The organism is Paraferrimonas haliotis (assembly GCF_002282895.1).
Classification (GTDB): domain Bacteria; phylum Pseudomonadota; class Gammaproteobacteria; order Enterobacterales; family Shewanellaceae; genus Paraferrimonas; species Paraferrimonas haliotis.
In genome coordinates, this window is sequence record NZ_NRRB01000002.1 from 332705 (window position 1) to 348626 (window position 15922).

11 protein-coding genes are annotated in these 15922 nt (G+C 48.4%); 3 read left to right on the forward strand and 8 right to left on the reverse strand.

Features of this window, described 5'->3' with window-relative positions; all coding sequences use genetic code 11:
• Positions 1 to 169: 169 nt before the first annotated feature.
• The 8 genes from CLC91_RS05385 to CLC91_RS05420 all read right to left on the reverse strand — a co-directional run bounded on the left by CLC91_RS05385 (position 170) and on the right by CLC91_RS05420 (position 12042).
• Positions 170 to 2425, reverse strand: coding sequence for a patatin-like phospholipase family protein (locus CLC91_RS05385; protein WP_095497821.1), 2256 nt, complete (start codon positions 2423 to 2425; stop codon positions 170 to 172).
• A 100-nt stretch (positions 2426 to 2525) separates the two neighbouring features.
• Entirely contained in the window at positions 2526 to 3956 is a 1431-nt protein-coding gene (lpdA, locus tag CLC91_RS05390; protein ID WP_095500108.1) for a dihydrolipoyl dehydrogenase, read from the reverse strand.
• Between the two features lie 117 nt (positions 3957 to 4073).
• Positions 4074 to 5744, reverse strand: a complete 1671-nt coding sequence (aceF, locus tag CLC91_RS05395; protein ID WP_095497819.1) for a dihydrolipoyllysine-residue acetyltransferase — start codon at positions 5742 to 5744, stop codon at positions 4074 to 4076.
• Between the two features lie 11 nt (positions 5745 to 5755).
• Positions 5756 to 8419, reverse strand: a complete 2664-nt coding sequence (gene aceE / locus CLC91_RS05400) for a pyruvate dehydrogenase (acetyl-transferring), homodimeric type (protein WP_095500109.1) — start codon at positions 8417 to 8419, stop codon at positions 5756 to 5758.
• Positions 8420 to 9172, reverse strand: coding sequence for a pyruvate dehydrogenase complex transcriptional repressor PdhR (pdhR, locus tag CLC91_RS05405; protein ID WP_095497817.1), 753 nt, complete (start codon positions 9170 to 9172; stop codon positions 8420 to 8422).
• A 207-nt stretch (positions 9173 to 9379) separates the two neighbouring features.
• The gene (gene ampE / locus CLC91_RS05410) at positions 9380 to 10261 is read right to left on the reverse strand and encodes a beta-lactamase regulator AmpE (RefSeq protein ID WP_095500110.1); all 882 of its coding nucleotides are present in this window, start codon (positions 10259 to 10261) and stop codon (positions 9380 to 9382) included.
• Positions 10262 to 10276: 15 nt separating this feature from the next.
• Positions 10277 to 10864: a 1,6-anhydro-N-acetylmuramyl-L-alanine amidase AmpD gene (gene ampD, locus CLC91_RS05415; protein WP_095500111.1), complete on the reverse strand. Its 588-nt coding sequence runs from the start codon at positions 10862 to 10864 to the stop codon at positions 10277 to 10279.
• 8 nt (positions 10865 to 10872) lie between these two features.
• On the reverse strand, positions 10873 to 12042 hold the full coding sequence (locus CLC91_RS05420; RefSeq protein ID WP_095500112.1) for a putative sulfate/molybdate transporter: 1170 nt from the start codon (positions 12040 to 12042) through the stop codon (positions 10873 to 10875).
• A gap of 290 nt (positions 12043 to 12332) precedes the next feature.
• Between CLC91_RS05420 and nadC the strand changes: the two genes are divergently transcribed.
• From nadC to pilB, 3 genes are all read left to right on the forward strand, one after another.
• Positions 12333 to 13190 (forward strand): carboxylating nicotinate-nucleotide diphosphorylase, encoded by an 858-nt coding sequence (nadC, locus tag CLC91_RS05425; RefSeq protein ID WP_095500113.1) that lies wholly within the window; start codon positions 12333 to 12335, stop codon positions 13188 to 13190.
• A gap of 424 nt (positions 13191 to 13614) precedes the next feature.
• Entirely contained in the window at positions 13615 to 14070 is a 456-nt protein-coding gene (locus CLC91_RS05430) for a pilin (protein ID WP_198950906.1), read from the forward strand.
• Between the two features lie 112 nt (positions 14071 to 14182).
• Positions 14183 to 15883 carry a type IV-A pilus assembly ATPase PilB gene (gene pilB, locus CLC91_RS05435; protein WP_095500115.1) on the forward strand — a complete coding sequence of 567 codons (1701 nt, stop codon included), beginning with the start codon at positions 14183 to 14185 and terminating at the stop codon, positions 15881 to 15883.
• Positions 15884 to 15922 lie beyond the last annotated feature (39 nt).

Sequence of the window (15922 nt, forward strand, 5' to 3'; positions counted from 1 at the left end):
CCTCTTTATTGTAATCGGCAGCATATACTGCACGTCCTTCGACAATAAGCTGCCAGTTGTTAGGTTATTTTAGGGCAGCTTAGCTGTGGGCGGCATTATACCCTAAAGAAGCAAAATCTTGAACTAAATCACATTAACTTGTAAGAATGTCGCGTAAGTCTTGTCGCCGCTAAAAAACACGCCCGACAAACAAGTACACCGCGCGCTCACCGGTTTCAGCAGCACCAAAGCCTAGCGCGGCAGGGCCCAGTTGAGTATCGGTGCCGATAAACAGTGAACCGGCGTAAATTAATTCATCAATATCAATGGTTTGGTCGACTTGCCAAACGTTACCCGTTTCAATACTGGCGCCTAGGTACAAAGGATATTGGGTCATATCCAACACCGTGCGTCCGAGATCGTATTGATAAATTAAGGCGCCAAATAACTTCTTAGGGCCCACTAAGCTGTCTTTAAAGTAACCAGACAAGTTTAAGAAACCACCCAAGTCTGAGCCGTAGCTACTGAATTCGGCGTCGGTGTTGGTGTAAGCGGCACTGAATTTGCCCACCACGGCGCTGTTGCCTAGCTTCAGCGCCCCTTTCCAATCGAACTCGCTGTGAAACGCGGGTTCATATCCTCCACTAATACCATTCTCTCGAAAACGCTCCTCGACCACACGAACGTGCAACTTGGCTTGGTTACCCTCGGTAGGAAAACTGGCGCTATTTAAGGTGTCGTAACCTATGCTTAAATAGGCGCCATAAATATCGTATTCAAATCGAGTATTAGCAGCGTCACGACTAATAATTTCACCGGTTTCATACATGCCGCCTACTTCAATAATGCCTTGGCGGCTGTAATTGGTGCCGATACCCAATTCGCCATTGTGCAGGCGCTTATCAAAATTCAAGGTTGCAAAATTGTCGTCATAGACTGGCCAATCTCTGTCTTGGAAATTGTACTGAGCCCGAGCATAAAACAAGTCGGTTTCGTCAATGGGTTGATAAAACTCACTTCTTAGCAGTCTATTTTCGCCCAACTGCACTTCGTTGCGCCAATAAGCACCTTGACGATTAATGTCGGTGATGGTGTAGGAGAAGTCGAACTGAATAGAACTCTTGAAATTGAAGTTGTCCTCCCAACTCACACCAAACTCGAGGTAATTAGGCCCCCAGGGTTTTTCGATCACAAACACATCTAAGACTCGTCCTTGGTCAGTGTTAATGAATTGGGCATCAACCCGTTGATATTTGTTCAGTGCGTACAGGTTATCTAGGGCCTGATTAAGCTCATTGGCACTGATGGCTTTGCCCGCTTCTAAACCTAAGGTTTCACGAATCAGCTTTTCTGACGTTTTCGACATATTGCGAATATTAACCGCTATAACCGGCCTTGTTGCATCAGAGGTCCATTGTTTGCTGTACTGACGTTTGGCAAGTCGATAGTCAGCGTAATCACTGCTGTCTGTTGCAAATTCTTTTAAATGCTCCAGTTGAGCCTCAGCAACCTGCCGTCCTAACGGTATCGATTCGGGCATTCGGCTAAAATCCGTGGTACCAAACTCTTTAACCGCTGGAATCAGCAAAACATCGTCTTCGCTCAGTAAGGCTTTTTGCCGCTCAACGCCACCGACAGTAAGAAAATTCGCCAGTTGTTCAAGCACCATAACCGCTGAGTCCATGTCGTCTTTTTTCAACAGTGGAGAGCCAATGTCCACCGCAATCACAACGTCAGCACCCATGGCTTTAACAACATCCACTGGCATATTATTGGCCAGCCCACCGTCCACCAGCAGCATGCCATCCCATTCTACGGGATTAAGGATGCCAGGTACCGTCATGGACGCTTGCATGGCTTTTCCTAAGCTACCGTGACTAAGAACCACCGCTTCGCGGGTCTCCAAGTTAGTGGCAACGGCTCGAAATGGAATCGCCAAGTCATCGAAGCTGTCCATCACTGGAAGCTCACCCACCGACTCTCGAACCAGCTGCGACATGGTTTGCCCTTGCAACCAACCTGAAGGAGCGCGCACTTCCCCTTCACTAATGCCTAAATTAATAGGAATGTTGTAAATGTCTCGATGTTGTTTATCGCGATAGCCAAGCGCTTCTCGTGGCACCGAATCTGAAAATCCAGCATCCCAGTTGGTATTAAGCAGAATTGCTTCAATCTCATCGGCACTGTAGCCAAGGGCATACAACCCGCCGACAAACGAGCCAATGGAGGTGCCGGTAACGAAATCTACTGGGATGTTGTTTTCTTCAAGGACTTTTAAAACGCCGACATGTGCGGCACCTTTAGCGCCGCCACCACTGAGGGCTAGGCCAACTTTCAAGCGTGGTTTAGATTCGTCTTGTGCTTGCGGCTGGGCAAAACTCATGAGCGGCAGAGATAAGCACATCGCCACTAATCCGATTACTCCAATACTCACCAAGCGCTGCATTTGACTCATCCTTAACAATAAAAGCAGAGCCACTAGATTAGCTGTTTTACAGGCACAAAAAAACCACCAAGCGGTGGTTTTTCTCTTGAGCCCTTGGCCGTTACTTTTTCTTCTTAACGGCTTTAGCGTTAGGCAGATCGGTAATCGAACCTTCGAACACTTCCGCTGCCAAACCAACGGACTCATGCAGGGTTGGGTGAGCGTGAATGGTCAGTGCCAAATCTTCCGCATCACAACCCATTTCAATGGCTAGGCCAATTTCACCCAACAGCTCGCCACCGTTAGAGCCAACAACCGCGCCACCAATGATTCGATGCGAGTCTTTATCGAAGATGAGCTTAGTCATACCGTCCGAGGCATCCTGAGCAATAGCACGACCACTGGCCGCCCACGGGAATACCGCAGTTTCGTAGTTAATGCCCTGCTCTTTGGCTTCTTTCTCGGTTAACCCAACCCAAGCCACTTCTGGATCCGTGTAAGCAATGGATGGAATCACTTTCGGGTCAAAGAAATGCTTCTTACCAGAGATGACTTCTGCAGCCACGTGGCCTTCGTGTACACCTTTATGAGCCAGCATCGGTTGACCAACAATATCACCAATGGCAAAAATGTGGCTGACGTTGGTTCGCATTTGCTTGTCTACACCGATAAAGCCGCGCTCATCAATGTTAACTCCGGCTTTCTCAGCATCGATGTTCTTACCGTTTGGCGTACGACCAATGGACACCAATACCGCATCGTAACGTTGAGGCTCCGTTGGGGCTTTTTTGCCTTCCATGGTGACGTAAATACCGTCGTCTTTTGCTTCTACCGAGGTTACTTTAGTCGACAGCATCAAGTTAAACTTGTTCTTAATGCGCTTAGTGAAGCCTCGAACGACGTCTTTATCCGCAGCAGGAATAACTTGATCCAGCATTTCTACTACATCGATTTGTGAACCGAGCGCATGGTACACAGTACCCATTTCTAGACCGATGATGCCACCGCCCATAACCAACATACGCTCGGGAACTTCACGCAACTCAAGGGCGTCCGTAGAGTCCCAAATGCGAGGATCTTGGTGAGGAATAAACGGCAGTTCAATCGGACGAGAGCCTGCAGCGATAATGGCGTTATCAAATTCAACGATGGTGTTCTCACTGTCGCCTTCAACCGCAATGCTGTTAGGACCGGTGAACTTGCCATAGCCATTAACCACTTGTACTTTGCGCTGCTTAGCCATACCGGCCAAACCACCGGTTAATTGTCCGATCACTTTGTTTTTGTGATCGCGCAAAGCGTCTAAATCAATGGTTGGCTCGCCAAAACTAATGCCGTGGGCGGAAACGGCTTTGGCCTCATCCATCACTTTAGCCACGTGCAATAAGGCTTTTGAAGGAATACAACCAACATTTAAACACACGCCACCTAGCGCGCTAAAGCGCTCAATGATGACAGTATCTAAGCCAAGATCCGCTGCGCGAAACGCTGCTGAGTATCCCGCAGGACCTGAACCTAGTACCACTACTTGAGTTTTAATTGTCTGACTCATTTGTTCCTCTGTTTTTGTTCGTTATGTTTCGAGAAGCCGTCATAACCAGAATTTAATTCGGATTGTACTGACCAATTTCTCGAAACAAAAGCCCCCGCGTTAACGAGGGCAAATACGCTATAACACCAACTTGCGAATGTCGGAAAGAATTCCTGACAAGGCCACACTAAACCGGGCTGCGACCGCACCATCAATGACACGGTGGTCATAGGATAATGACAATGGCAGCATTAATTTAGGTTGGAACTGTTCGCCATCCCACTTAGGTTTCATTTCTGATTTAGAAACCCCCAGAATGGCCACATCTGGGTAGTTTACAATTGGCGTAAAGGCGGTACCACCGATGCCTCCCAAGCTGGAAATGGTGAAGCAACTGCCTTGCATATCCGCTGCTTTCAATTTACCTTCACGCGCCTTTGATGAAATTTCCAATAGCTCCTTCGACAGTTCGTAAATGCCTTTCTTATCGACGTCACGTACTACTGGAACCACAAGGCCATTAGGGGTATCAACCGCAATACCAATGTGGAAGTACTTTTTCATAATCAAGCTTTCGCCATCTGGGCTTAAACTTGAGTTAAACACAGGGTACATGGCCAAGGCTTTCGCCACCGCTTTCATCATAAACACCAGCGGCGTGATCTTGAAATCGGCTTTTTGTTTGGCTAAGAGCTGATTCTCTTCCTTGCGGAATGCCTCAAGGGCAGTAATGTCCGCTTCGTCGAATTGAGTCACATGGGGAATGGTTACCCAATTTCGATGCAAACTCGGTCCGGAAATTTTCTGAATGCGGCTTAGGGCCACCTCTTCCACTTCTCCAAACTTAGCGAAATCCACGGTTGGTGCTTCAATAACGTTTAAGCCTGGGGTATTGCTACCACCGCTGCTGCGAGGTCTTGAAAGCTCATACTTAACCCAAGATTGCACGTCTTCTTTTAAAATACGGTGCTTACGACCGCTACCCGTTACTTTCGCTAAGTCTACGCCAAATTCTCTGGCTAGGCGGCGAACGGCAGGACTGGCATGGACTACGCCGGTGGCTTTAGTGGTACCCGCACTTGGATGATGCGGTACTGGCGGCGCAGCATTCGGTTGGGCCACTGCGCTCGCTGGCGATTGGGCTGGCGCTTTCGCAGGTGCAGCAGGCTCTTGTGAAGCCGCAGCTTCGCTGAAATCCGCTTCCACTTCCATCTGGCCAATTACGCTGCCAGACTTCACTTTATCGGCTACGGCAACCGACAGCGCAATCACAGTACCCGAATGCGCTGAAGGCACTTCCATGGTGGCTTTATCGGTTTCTAGGGTAATTAAGCCTTGATCCGACTCCACCTTGTCGCCGGCACTCACCAACACTTCAATCACGTCCACTTCGCCGTCTTCACCGATATCCGGCACCACAATGTCGACAATGGCGCTGGCACTCGGTGCTGCTTGCTCTGCAGGCGCTGGCGCAGCAACTGGTGCTGACGCATTGTCCGCTGACTCAGCGGGGGCGGTATTGGCCTCGGTATTCGCATCGGCGTTGGCATTAGCGTCGGCCTCGGCAGCTGACGCGACCGCGAGCATGGCGATTAAGCTGCCTTCTTTGACTTTATCACCAACCGCAACGGTCAGTTCTTTGACCACCCCGGCATCCGGTGCAGGGATGTCCATGGTGGCTTTGTCAGATTCTACGGTAATGATGGACGTCTCAGCAGTAATGGTATCGCCTACCGCCACGCACAATTCAATGACCTCAACCTCATCACCGCCAATGTCTGGAACCAGAATTTGTTTTAAATCGCTCACAGTGAAACCTCTTATGCGTGCAATGGGTTAGGTTTGTTGGTATCAATGCCGTAGTCAGCAATCGCTTTATTCAGCACATCTTTGCCGATGTCGCCTTTATCCACCAAAGATTTAAGCGCACTGATAACCACAAAGCGGGCATCAACCTCAAAATGATGGCGAAGATTAGCACGGCTGTCTGAGCGGCCAAATCCGTCGGTACCTAGCACATGATAACTTGCAGGTACCCAAGCTCTAACTTGGTCAGCGTAGCTCTTCATGTAGTCGGTCGCTGCAACCACCGGAACCCCTTCGCTCAATACTTGAGTAATGTATGGCTGGGGGGTGTCTTGATCACCATTTAGCAGCTGTTGGCGTTCATAAGCCTGACCTTCGCGAGCCAATTCGTTAAAACTGGTAACACTGAATACATCGACCGACACGCCGAAATCTTTAGCCAAAGCATCCGCCGCTTTGCGAACTTGCAGCAAAATAGAGCCACAGCCTAGCAACTGCACTTTACCTTTACCGGAGCCGGCAACCGAATCCAGTTTGTAGATGCCCTTAATGATGCCCTCTTCCACGCCTTCTGGCATGGCGGGTTGCTCGTAATTTTCGTTGAGCGTGGTCAAGTAGTAGAAGATGTCTTCTTGGTTTTCACCGTACATACGCTCCAGACCATTTTGTACGATAACCGCTACTTCGTAGCCATAAGTTGGATCGTAACTAACACAGTTAGGGATGGTGCCCGCTTGAATGTGACTGTGTCCGTCTTGGTGCTGTAGGCCTTCACCGTTTAGGGTTGTACGCCCAGACGTACCGCCAACCAAGAAGCCTCGAGCTCGCATGTCTCCGGCCGCCCAAGCTAAATCACCAATGCGCTGGAAACCAAACATTGAATAGTAAATGTAGAATGGGATCATCGGCTCATCGTTATTGGCGTAACTGGTCGCCGCCGCAACCCATGAGCTCATAGCACCGAGTTCATTGATACCTTCTTGCAATACTTGACCCTTTTTATCTTCGCGATAATAGGCCACTTGGTCGGCATCTTGTGGCGTGTATTTTTGCCCTTCGTGAGCGTAAATACCTACCTGACGGAACAAACCTTCCATACCAAAAGTACGGGCTTCATCTGGAATAATCGGTACGACTCGCTTACCAATTTGCTTATCTTTGATCAGGGTGTTTAAAACCCGCACAAACGCCATGGTAGTAGAAATCTCACGACCATTAGAGCCTTTAAGTACCGCATCAAACTCGCGCAAACGCGGCATATCAAGCTCTTCGGTAAACTTCGGCAGACGCTTTGGCATCATACCGTGCAAGGCTTCACGACGAGCCATTAAATACTTCACCTCGTCGGAATCGGGTCCTGGATGATAGTAAGGAATATCGTCTAGCTGCTCGTCGCTGATTGGGATATTAAAACGGTCGCGGAAGTGGCGAACCGTATCAGCGCCCATTTTCTTAACTTGGTGCGCAATGTTCTTGCCCTCGCCAGCATCGCCCATGCCGTACCCTTTAACGGTTTTGGCAAGGATGACGGTAGGACGTCCTTTGGTGTTTTTAGCGTGATTTAACGCCGCGTACATTTTCACCGGATCGTGACCACCACGATTCAATCGCCAAATGTCATCGTCCGACATATTGGCCACCATTTCGGCCGTTTCTGGGTACTTATTAAAGAAGTGTTCCCGTGTATATTTGCCGCCTTTGGCTTTGCAGTTTTGATACTCGCCATCGACGGTTTCTTCCATAAGCTGCAATAATTTTCCGGAAGTATCTTGAGCCAATAATGGGTCCCAATAACGCCCCCAAATCACCTTAACCACTTCCCAGCCAGAACCGCGGAATTCGCCTTCTAACTCTTGAATAATTTTACCGTTACCGCGCACCGGCCCATCAAGACGTTGCAAATTACAGTTAACAATGAATACCAGATTGTCCAAACCTTCACGAGCGGCTAAACCAATGGCACCTAAAGATTCCGGCTCGTCCACTTCACCATCACCTAGGAAACAATATACAGTTTGTTCTGAACAATCTTTAATGCCACGGTCGGTCAAGTACTTAAGGAAGCGAGCCTGGTAAATGGCTTGAATAGGCCCTAACCCCATGGATACCGTTGGGAATTGCCAGTAATCCGGCATCAATTTAGGGTGTGGGTATGACGACAGACCATTGCCATCCACTTCTTGACGGAAATTATCCAACTGCTCTTCGCTTAAGCGACCTTCTAAGTACGAGCGAGCGTAGATGCCCGGTGCAATGTGACCTTGGAAATAAACCAAATCACCGCCATCTTTGTCATTTGGAGCACGGAAAAAGTAGTTAAAGCATACATCGTAAATGGTGGCGCTCGATGCGAAGCTGGAGATGTGTCCTCCCAGCTCTAAGTCTTTTTTCGAGGCTCGAAGCACCATAGCTAACGCATTCCAACGAACAATGGCGCGAATTCGACGCTCCATGTTTTGATCCCCAGGCATGGTAGGCTCTTGCCCAGCAGGAATGGTGTTCAAATAAGCTGTGGTCGCTTTAAACGGCAGGTGAGTGCCGTTGCGACGGGCTTGATCAATGAGTTTTTCAAGCAAAAAATGAGCGCGCTCTGGCCCTTCATTTTCTAATACCGCTTGAAGGGCGTCGAGCCACTCATTGGTTTCGAGTGAATCAATATCGTGAGGTAGTTGAGTCATTTAGCGATCTCCACGCAATCGACGTAAGCTTCTCTGTTGACGAGTATCTTCGCGACGAAGATTCAACAGCACTTCTTCTATGTAGGCCAAGTGTTCATTTGAAGCACGCCGCGCGGCTTTCGGATCGCGAGAGGTCACGGCTGACACCATGGCTTCTCGCAGCTGATTGGTTTTGTCCAACGCTTCCGGGCTACGCATGAGTAACTTCAAATTTTGCACTATGTTATTTTGTAATACCGGAGTTAAACTCAGCACCAAGTGCAACATGGTGCTGTTATGAGCCGCTTCGGCAATGGTTTTGTAAAGCGCCACCATGGCATTCGCTTGTGCATCGATGTCACCACCGGCACGAAGTGTTTGCAAGGCTTGATGGATGCGCTCAAAATCGGTATCGGTTCCACGGAGTGCCGCAAAGTAGGCCATCATGCCTTCGGTTGCGTGGCGGAACTCGAGTAAATCAAATTGGCTTTCTGGATCAGTAGACATTAACTCAAGAACGGGATCTGAAAAACTCTGCCACAACTGTTCTTGGACATAAGTGCCACCGCCTTGGCGACGTGTTAATAGCCCCTTAGCTTCCAGCTTTTGAATGGCTTCCCGAAGGGACGGACGGGATACTTCAAACTGTACTGCTAACTCTCTCTCTGGAGGGAGCTTTTCACCGGGCGTCAACGAGCCTTCTAGAATCATTTGCTCTAGCTGCTTCATTATCACGTCGGATATTTTAGGCTGGGCGATTTTTCGGTAATTCACAGTGTTGTTTTCCAGTGCGTTCTTTTTTGTAAATTGGTCTTACCAATTTTGCAACATGGCGCACTGTATCAGATCACATTTTGCTTGTCTAGCGCGTGATCCGAATCAAAACAATGGTCGGAACTGTGAAGAAAGGTTTGCTAAACAAGCAATCGAAGCGGTTGTTCTTCGATTGCTTGAGAGTATATGGGGAAAGCTGAGATTATGCTACTGAATAACCCCAAAAATAGTCAGTAAACTAATGACCACCAGCAGCAAGATAAAGTTGCGTCGTGCCAGCTTCAGTAAGGTGACCGTCGACTCAACGCAAATCACAGCTTGTTGTGGGGCATCGCTGTTGCATTCTGCTTGGGTCGATACCGGCAATGCTTCCGCCGCCAACGCCACTTCACCAATGATGTTTCTTGCCGACGAGTCAATGTGCAACGCTTGTTTTTGCCAAGTGTGCCACGCCGAGCTGAAATGACCCGCCAACATATAACCAAAGGATACAAGTCGGCTCGGGATCCAATCCGCTAAGCTCATGGCGGTTGTAAGCCAAGCCGGGGCATCATTAGATAAGCGACGGCTGTCACTGTAACTTCTCAGCGAGGAATACAGCAACGCAGCCACCGGTCCTAACACCGCAAAATAGATAACTACCGCAGCAAAATAGCGGTAATTAATCCAAGCGGTGGTTTCACCAATGTATCGGCCCAGATGTTTAACCTCGATGGATTCAATATCAGTATGGGGGTCGAGTCGCTGTGCATAGTGATAACAAGCCTGCGAGTCTTTACGGCAGGCCGCCTTAATGTATTGCGAAAAGTTTTCACGAATGGGCGCATGGTTAAGCAGCACAACCGCCACTAGGGTCCATATGGCCAGTGAAACGCTTCCCCATAACAGGCCTTCTACCGCACTGAGTAGTAGGTACAAAACAGTTGCAGGTACCACTATAGCCACCAAGGTGCGAGCGTCCGACGGTGGCCGATCATTATCGAATACGATAGCCTGAAATTTACTGTGCCATGCTTGGTAACCTAATTTATCGCTTACCAGCCGCATTCGTTCCAACAACAAAGCAAGCAACACACTAAAAAGTGCCATGAAACTTCTACTCCTTTAGTCCGGCAGGGATTGCAATTGCGACAAATATCGTCGCCAATCAAACCCTTCGCCAGGATCAGTTTTTCGACCCGGGGCTATGTGCTCGTGCCCAACAATCCTATCTAATGTAATTTTAGGAAACTTATCAAGTATATGACGTGTCACTTTATCCAAACTGTGATATTGAGCTTCCTCGTAGGGCTGAGAGTCGGTGCCCTCTAATTCAATACCGATGGAAAAATCGTTGCAACGACTGCGTCCCTCAAACTCAGATACGCCGGCATGCCAAGCCCGGTCCAGCAGGTTCACATATTGGGTAATAACTCCTTGGCGGTCGATAAATAGGTGCGCCGACACTCGCAAGCCAATGAGCTCTTGCAGCGACGCTGGGCAGCTCGACTCGATGCACCCCATAAATAAGCGGTCCACATAAGGTGTACTGAATTCTCCCGCCGGTAAGCTGATGTTGTGAATAACCAGTAAGCTGATGTCGGTTGGATCCGGGCGCGCATCAAAATGAGGAGAAGATTTTTGGATAACCGAATCCAGCGTCACCCGACCTGCCGATGCCGTACGCAGAAGAGTTTGATGGCTTTTACTCATGAACGCCCTTATTGTTGCAGATGTTGATGCAAACGCCATTGTTTGCGACCAAACTCCAACATTACACCGATTAGCAAGCCGGCAAAAGCATTGATGAGCAAGCTCGCCCCGGCAGTGACCACAATCACCATCTTACAATAAGGCTTACCGTCTAAGTAGCGTTGTGACCAAGCCAACTGCAACCCCCCGATGGCTAATAGCGCCCCTAACACCGGCAACGGAATGTGCGACAGCACGGTTGCGGCGCCAAAATCCCAGGTAAGGGCCACCAACAAGCAGGCTAACCCAAACAGCGCCGGAGCTCGCCAACTTCGGGCTCCAAAATGATGCTGCACCGCCAAGCCGCCGGCACCGTGGCACATGGGTGCGGCCCCTAACGGTGCTAACAGCAAGTTAGCAAAGCCAGAGCTCTTGGCCAGCTTAGGTGCAGCAAACAGCTTAGGATCGTCGTCAGCAAACTTGTCTTTTGCCAGCGCAGATGTAGCAATAACGGCATTGGTTAAGGTCAATGCTAACTGAGGTACCACCAGCAACACCGCCGCGCTGGAAAACTCTTGCATGCTTGGCCATTGCCAACTCCACGGCTGTGATTGCTGCAACTCAATGCTGATAGGATAGCCACCCCAATAATGCCAAATCGTCGCTCCAATCAGCACCACAGGCATGGCTAAATAATTGAATTGAAAAAAGCGGGCAACAAAAATGGCACTGAATGCCAAGACTCCAAGCAACCACTGTTCGCTCATCATTTGTCCGCCAATGCCAACGAGCTGCAGTCCAATGGCCAACTGTATACCTATACTGATTGCTGGCGACAGTTGTTTAGATAACCAATCGATGGCACCACTGTAGGCTAAAATCAGTAAGGTTGCGCCCATGAGTAATCCACTGGCTTGCAGCATGGCCGGAGATAATTGCTGAACAATCACCAATGCCGCAATAACCTTCATAGGTTGCACAGGAATGGGGCGGCGATAGAGCAAAGCGCTGGCCAACGCAAACAGACCGAAGCCTACGAAAATGCCTACGGCGGAAAAGTGATTGAGGGCGATAAGCCCTAAAACAAGCGGTAAAAAGGTACCTAAGTCGGCGAAGGCGCCACTGGCATCTTTGTATAATGCGCCGCGTGCGTCAGTAGATGAAGAGTCGTTTTGATGTTGTTTTAAATTGCATTGCATAGAGCTTGCCGCAGTGAAACACCTCCTTTTTTACGCAAGTTATATGCCAGTCACGCAATTTATTCACCTGCTGAAAACGGCGTCAAACCGGCTAAAACCGGCTGAAAATCAACCTCGTTCAAACGCTTTAGGACATTTTGTACCATTAAAGCGCTACAGTGGGTCAAAATTAACCAAGTTAATGGAAAGCATTAGCAACCGACAGTAGCCTTAAAATTAGGGAAAGAGTAAACTGAGCGCAACAGTAAGTCCTCAATTGTAAGCCTAACAACAAGCGGTAAGGAATCACCATGTTACAAAACGACATTCGCCTATGCGTCACAGCTGCACTGGATGAAGATTTGGGGCACCAAGACCCCATCAGTGGTGATATAACGGCCGCGTTGATTGATCGCAGTAAGCACGGACAAGCGAGCCTTATCACTCGAGAAGAAGGGGTGTTTTGTGGCAAAGCTTGGGCCGAGCAGGTGTTCTTGCAGCTGGGGGGCGAAGTAGCGCTTAAATGGCATGTAGACGATGGCGATTTGGTGGTGCCCAATCAAGTGCTGTGCGAATTATCCGGACCCGCCGCCACCATTCTTACCGGTGAGCGCACCGCCATGAACTTCATTCAAACCTTGAGCGGCACCGCCACCCTAACCAAACACTATGTGGACTGCATTAGTCATACTCAAACCCAATTATTGGACACTCGCAAGACAGTGCCAGGCTTACGCACCGCTCAAAAATACGCAGTGATGTGCGGTGGTGGACGTAACCACCGCATGGGCTTATACGACGCTTATCTTATTAAAGAAAATCACATTATGGCCTGTGGTGGTATCGATAACGCGGTAACAAAAGCACGCCAACTCAACCCTGACAAGCCAGTGGAAGTGGAAGTGGAAAACCTCAATGAACTGGAGCAAGCCCTGCAAGCCAAAGCAGATTACATCATGTTGGATAACTTTGATGTCGACGGTATGTTAGCAGCGGTAACGCTCAATAAAGAGCATTATCAAGGCCATGCCAAGCTCGAGGTTTCAGGCAATGTAACCCTAGATACCATCGCCAGTTTTGCTAATACCGGCGTCGATTTTATCTCTGTGGGTGCGCTCACTAAACACGTTAAAGCGATGGACTTATCGCTGCGTATGAAACCGGAATGAACAGCAAGCCAGCATAAAAATTCAAATTAATCGCCAAAAGTAGTAAAAAAGACCATTTAGAGCGAAAACTCCGAGCGAGCTCGCCAGTTTTAGAATCAACAGCAGAGCATTTGCGCACAAACGTGCGCCATTACTCAACTAAAAGCTAATGAACCGCCAAATTTTTGACGCCTTTGTGTGAGTTTTTTTATCCGGTTTTGGTCACATTTTGAAAATATTTAATAATGATATAAAACATTAAAAAACAAATACTTAAGCTCATTTGCAGATGAAATATTGAGCGCCTAATACTAAAATAGTTAAATATGCTGTTTTCATTTAATTCACTTTGTACTAACTTGTCCCATAGACCAGTGCTAGCTGGCAACTACTATATAACAACAATTTACGTCTAAAACGTGCAGTTTTCATGGAGAGAACAACAATGAAACAGAACAAAGGTTTCACCTTAATCGAACTACTCATCGTAGTAGCCATCATCGGTATTCTAGCCGCGGTAGCTATTCCTCAGTATCAAAACTACATTGCTAAAGCAGAAGTAACTCGTGGTTATTCTTCTGTCGCTGCTCTGAAGACCCCTATCGAAGCATATATTTTAGAGAACGGTTCTTTCCCTGCGGGAGATGATGCACTTGCTTTAGTTGGAGCAAACACAGGTCTAGTTCAAAATGCTGTACTATCAAATAGTGGAACAGCTCTAACGTTGACTTTCAATAAGGATGGCAATTCACCAGCAGTAGGTGAAAAAGCTCTCACTTTGACTCGTTCAGTTCCTAAGCCAAATGAGCCGTCAGTTTGGGCATGTGAGTACAGCGGTGACCAACAGCATAAGCCTAATGGTTGTCAGTTACCTACACCTACTCCACCTACTACACCTTAATAAGAAATCATGATTTTAATCTAAAAGCGGCTGCGGCCGCTTTTTTTGTCTCCACAGGCCGCTCATGATTTGCTAAGTTAATCGTTACACGGGTTAGAGAAAGGATGCCAAGGTGAATACCACAACCAATATTGGCCTAGCGGGCTTATTTGTTCGCAAAGGTTTACTCTCCGACAAGCAATTAAACCAAAGTGCCGACCGCGCCGAGCGTGAGCAGGTTCCTCTAATTCGTTATTTGGTGCAGCATAAACTGCTGTCGGCCAAACAAATCACTCAGGCTATTCAAACCGAATACCCAACGCCATGGCTCGATATTAAGCAGTTTGACCTTGAGCAAATTCCGCCTGAGCTGATTAACGCCAAACTGATTGAAAAACATAAGTGCTTGCCGCTGTCACAAAAAGGCAGTCGCTTGTTTATTGCCACCTCCGATCCGTCCAACTACAACGCCTTAGAAGAGTTTCAATTTTCATTAAGCTTGACCGCAGAGCCTATTCTGGTAGAAGACGATGCGCTGGCTAGAGCCATCGACAAGGTGCTGGAAGAAGGCATTGACGAGCTGGATATGGCCGGGCTGGATGAAGGCTCACTGGCCGGAATCGATGTCGCCGAAGAAAAGAAAGAAGAAGACGAAGGCGAGCAAAAAGACGATGCCCCCATCGTTATCTACATCAACAAAATTCTGGTGGACGCCATTCGTCGTGGCGCCTCGGATTTGCACTTTGAACCCTATGAAAAGAGTTATCGCATTCGTTTTCGTATTGACGGCATTTTACACACAGTATCGGAACCACCGGTGGCGCTGGCATCACGCTTGTCTGCTCGTTTGAAAGTAATGTCACGGCTAGACATTGCCGAGCGACGGTTACCGCAAGACGGTCGCATTAAGCTTAAGCTTTCTAAAACCAAGAGTATCGATTTTCGGGTATCCACCTTGCCGACCCTGTTTGGTGAGAAAATCGTAATGCGTATTCTCGACTCCTCCAGCGCCATGCTAGGTATTGAGATGCTGGGTTACGAGCCGGATCAAAAAGCGCTGTACGAAGACAATTTAGCCAAACCCCAAGGCATGATTCTAGTAACCGGCCCCACAGGTTCCGGTAAAACCGTATCCCTTTATACCGGCCTTAATATTCTTAATACCGAAGAGCGCAACATTTCCACCGCGGAAGACCCGGTGGAAATTAACCTAAGCGGCATTAATCAGGTTCATATTAACAACAAGGCCGGGTTGACCTTTGCCTCCGCCTTGCGCTCGTTTCTGCGTCAGGATCCAGACATCGTAATGGTGGGTGAGATTCGAGATCTGGAAACCGCAGAAATTGCCATTAAAGCGGCCCAAACCGGTCACTTAGTGCTATCAACCCTGCACACCAACTCAGCGGCGGAAACCTTAACCCGGTTAATGAACATGGGGGTTCCTGCCTATAACATTGCTGGTTCTGTAAACCTGATTATTGCGCAGCGATTGGGGCGACGTTTGTGTAAATCCTGTAAGGCACCTGAAGAGGTGCCGTTGGAGCAACTGCAAGAACTGGGGTTCACCGACGAACAAATTGCCACCAATTTCACCGTTTATAAACCGGTCGGTTGCGACGATTGCGCAGGCGGTTATAAAGGCCGAGTGGGTATTTATGAGGTAATGCCCATGACCGAGAAAATTGCAGCCATTATTATGGAAGGCGGCAACGCCTTAGACATCAGCTTGCAAATGGAGCAAGACGGCGTAAACACCTTACGTAAATCGGGCCTTTTGAAAGTCATGCAAGGGGTTACTAGCATCGCTGAAGTCAATCGAGTCACCAGTGCCTAGTTAGCAGCTTAAGCGTGTGTTAACTCGTGAGCCTCGTCA

Coding starts and splice junctions, on each gene's coding strand:
- ampE (WP_095500110.1), bottom strand. CDS start 10,261: ATGGCACTTTTTAGTGTGTTGCTTGCTTTGTTGTTGGAACGAATGCGG.
- nadC (WP_095500113.1), top strand. CDS start 12,333: ATGTTACAAAACGACATTCGCCTATGCGTCACAGCTGCACTGGATGAA.
- aceE (WP_095500109.1), bottom strand. CDS start 8,419: ATGACTCAACTACCTCACGATATTGATTCACTCGAAACCAATGAGTGG.
- CLC91_RS05430 (WP_198950906.1), top strand. CDS start 13,615: ATGAAACAGAACAAAGGTTTCACCTTAATCGAACTACTCATCGTAGTA.
- lpdA (WP_095500108.1), bottom strand. CDS start 3,956: ATGAGTCAGACAATTAAAACTCAAGTAGTGGTACTAGGTTCAGGTCCT.
- ampD (WP_095500111.1), bottom strand. CDS start 10,864: ATGAGTAAAAGCCATCAAACTCTTCTGCGTACGGCATCGGCAGGTCGG.
- CLC91_RS05420 (WP_095500112.1), bottom strand. CDS start 12,042: ATGCAATGCAATTTAAAACAACATCAAAACGACTCTTCATCTACTGAC.
- CLC91_RS05385 (WP_095497821.1), bottom strand. CDS start 2,425: ATGCAGCGCTTGGTGAGTATTGGAGTAATCGGATTAGTGGCGATGTGC.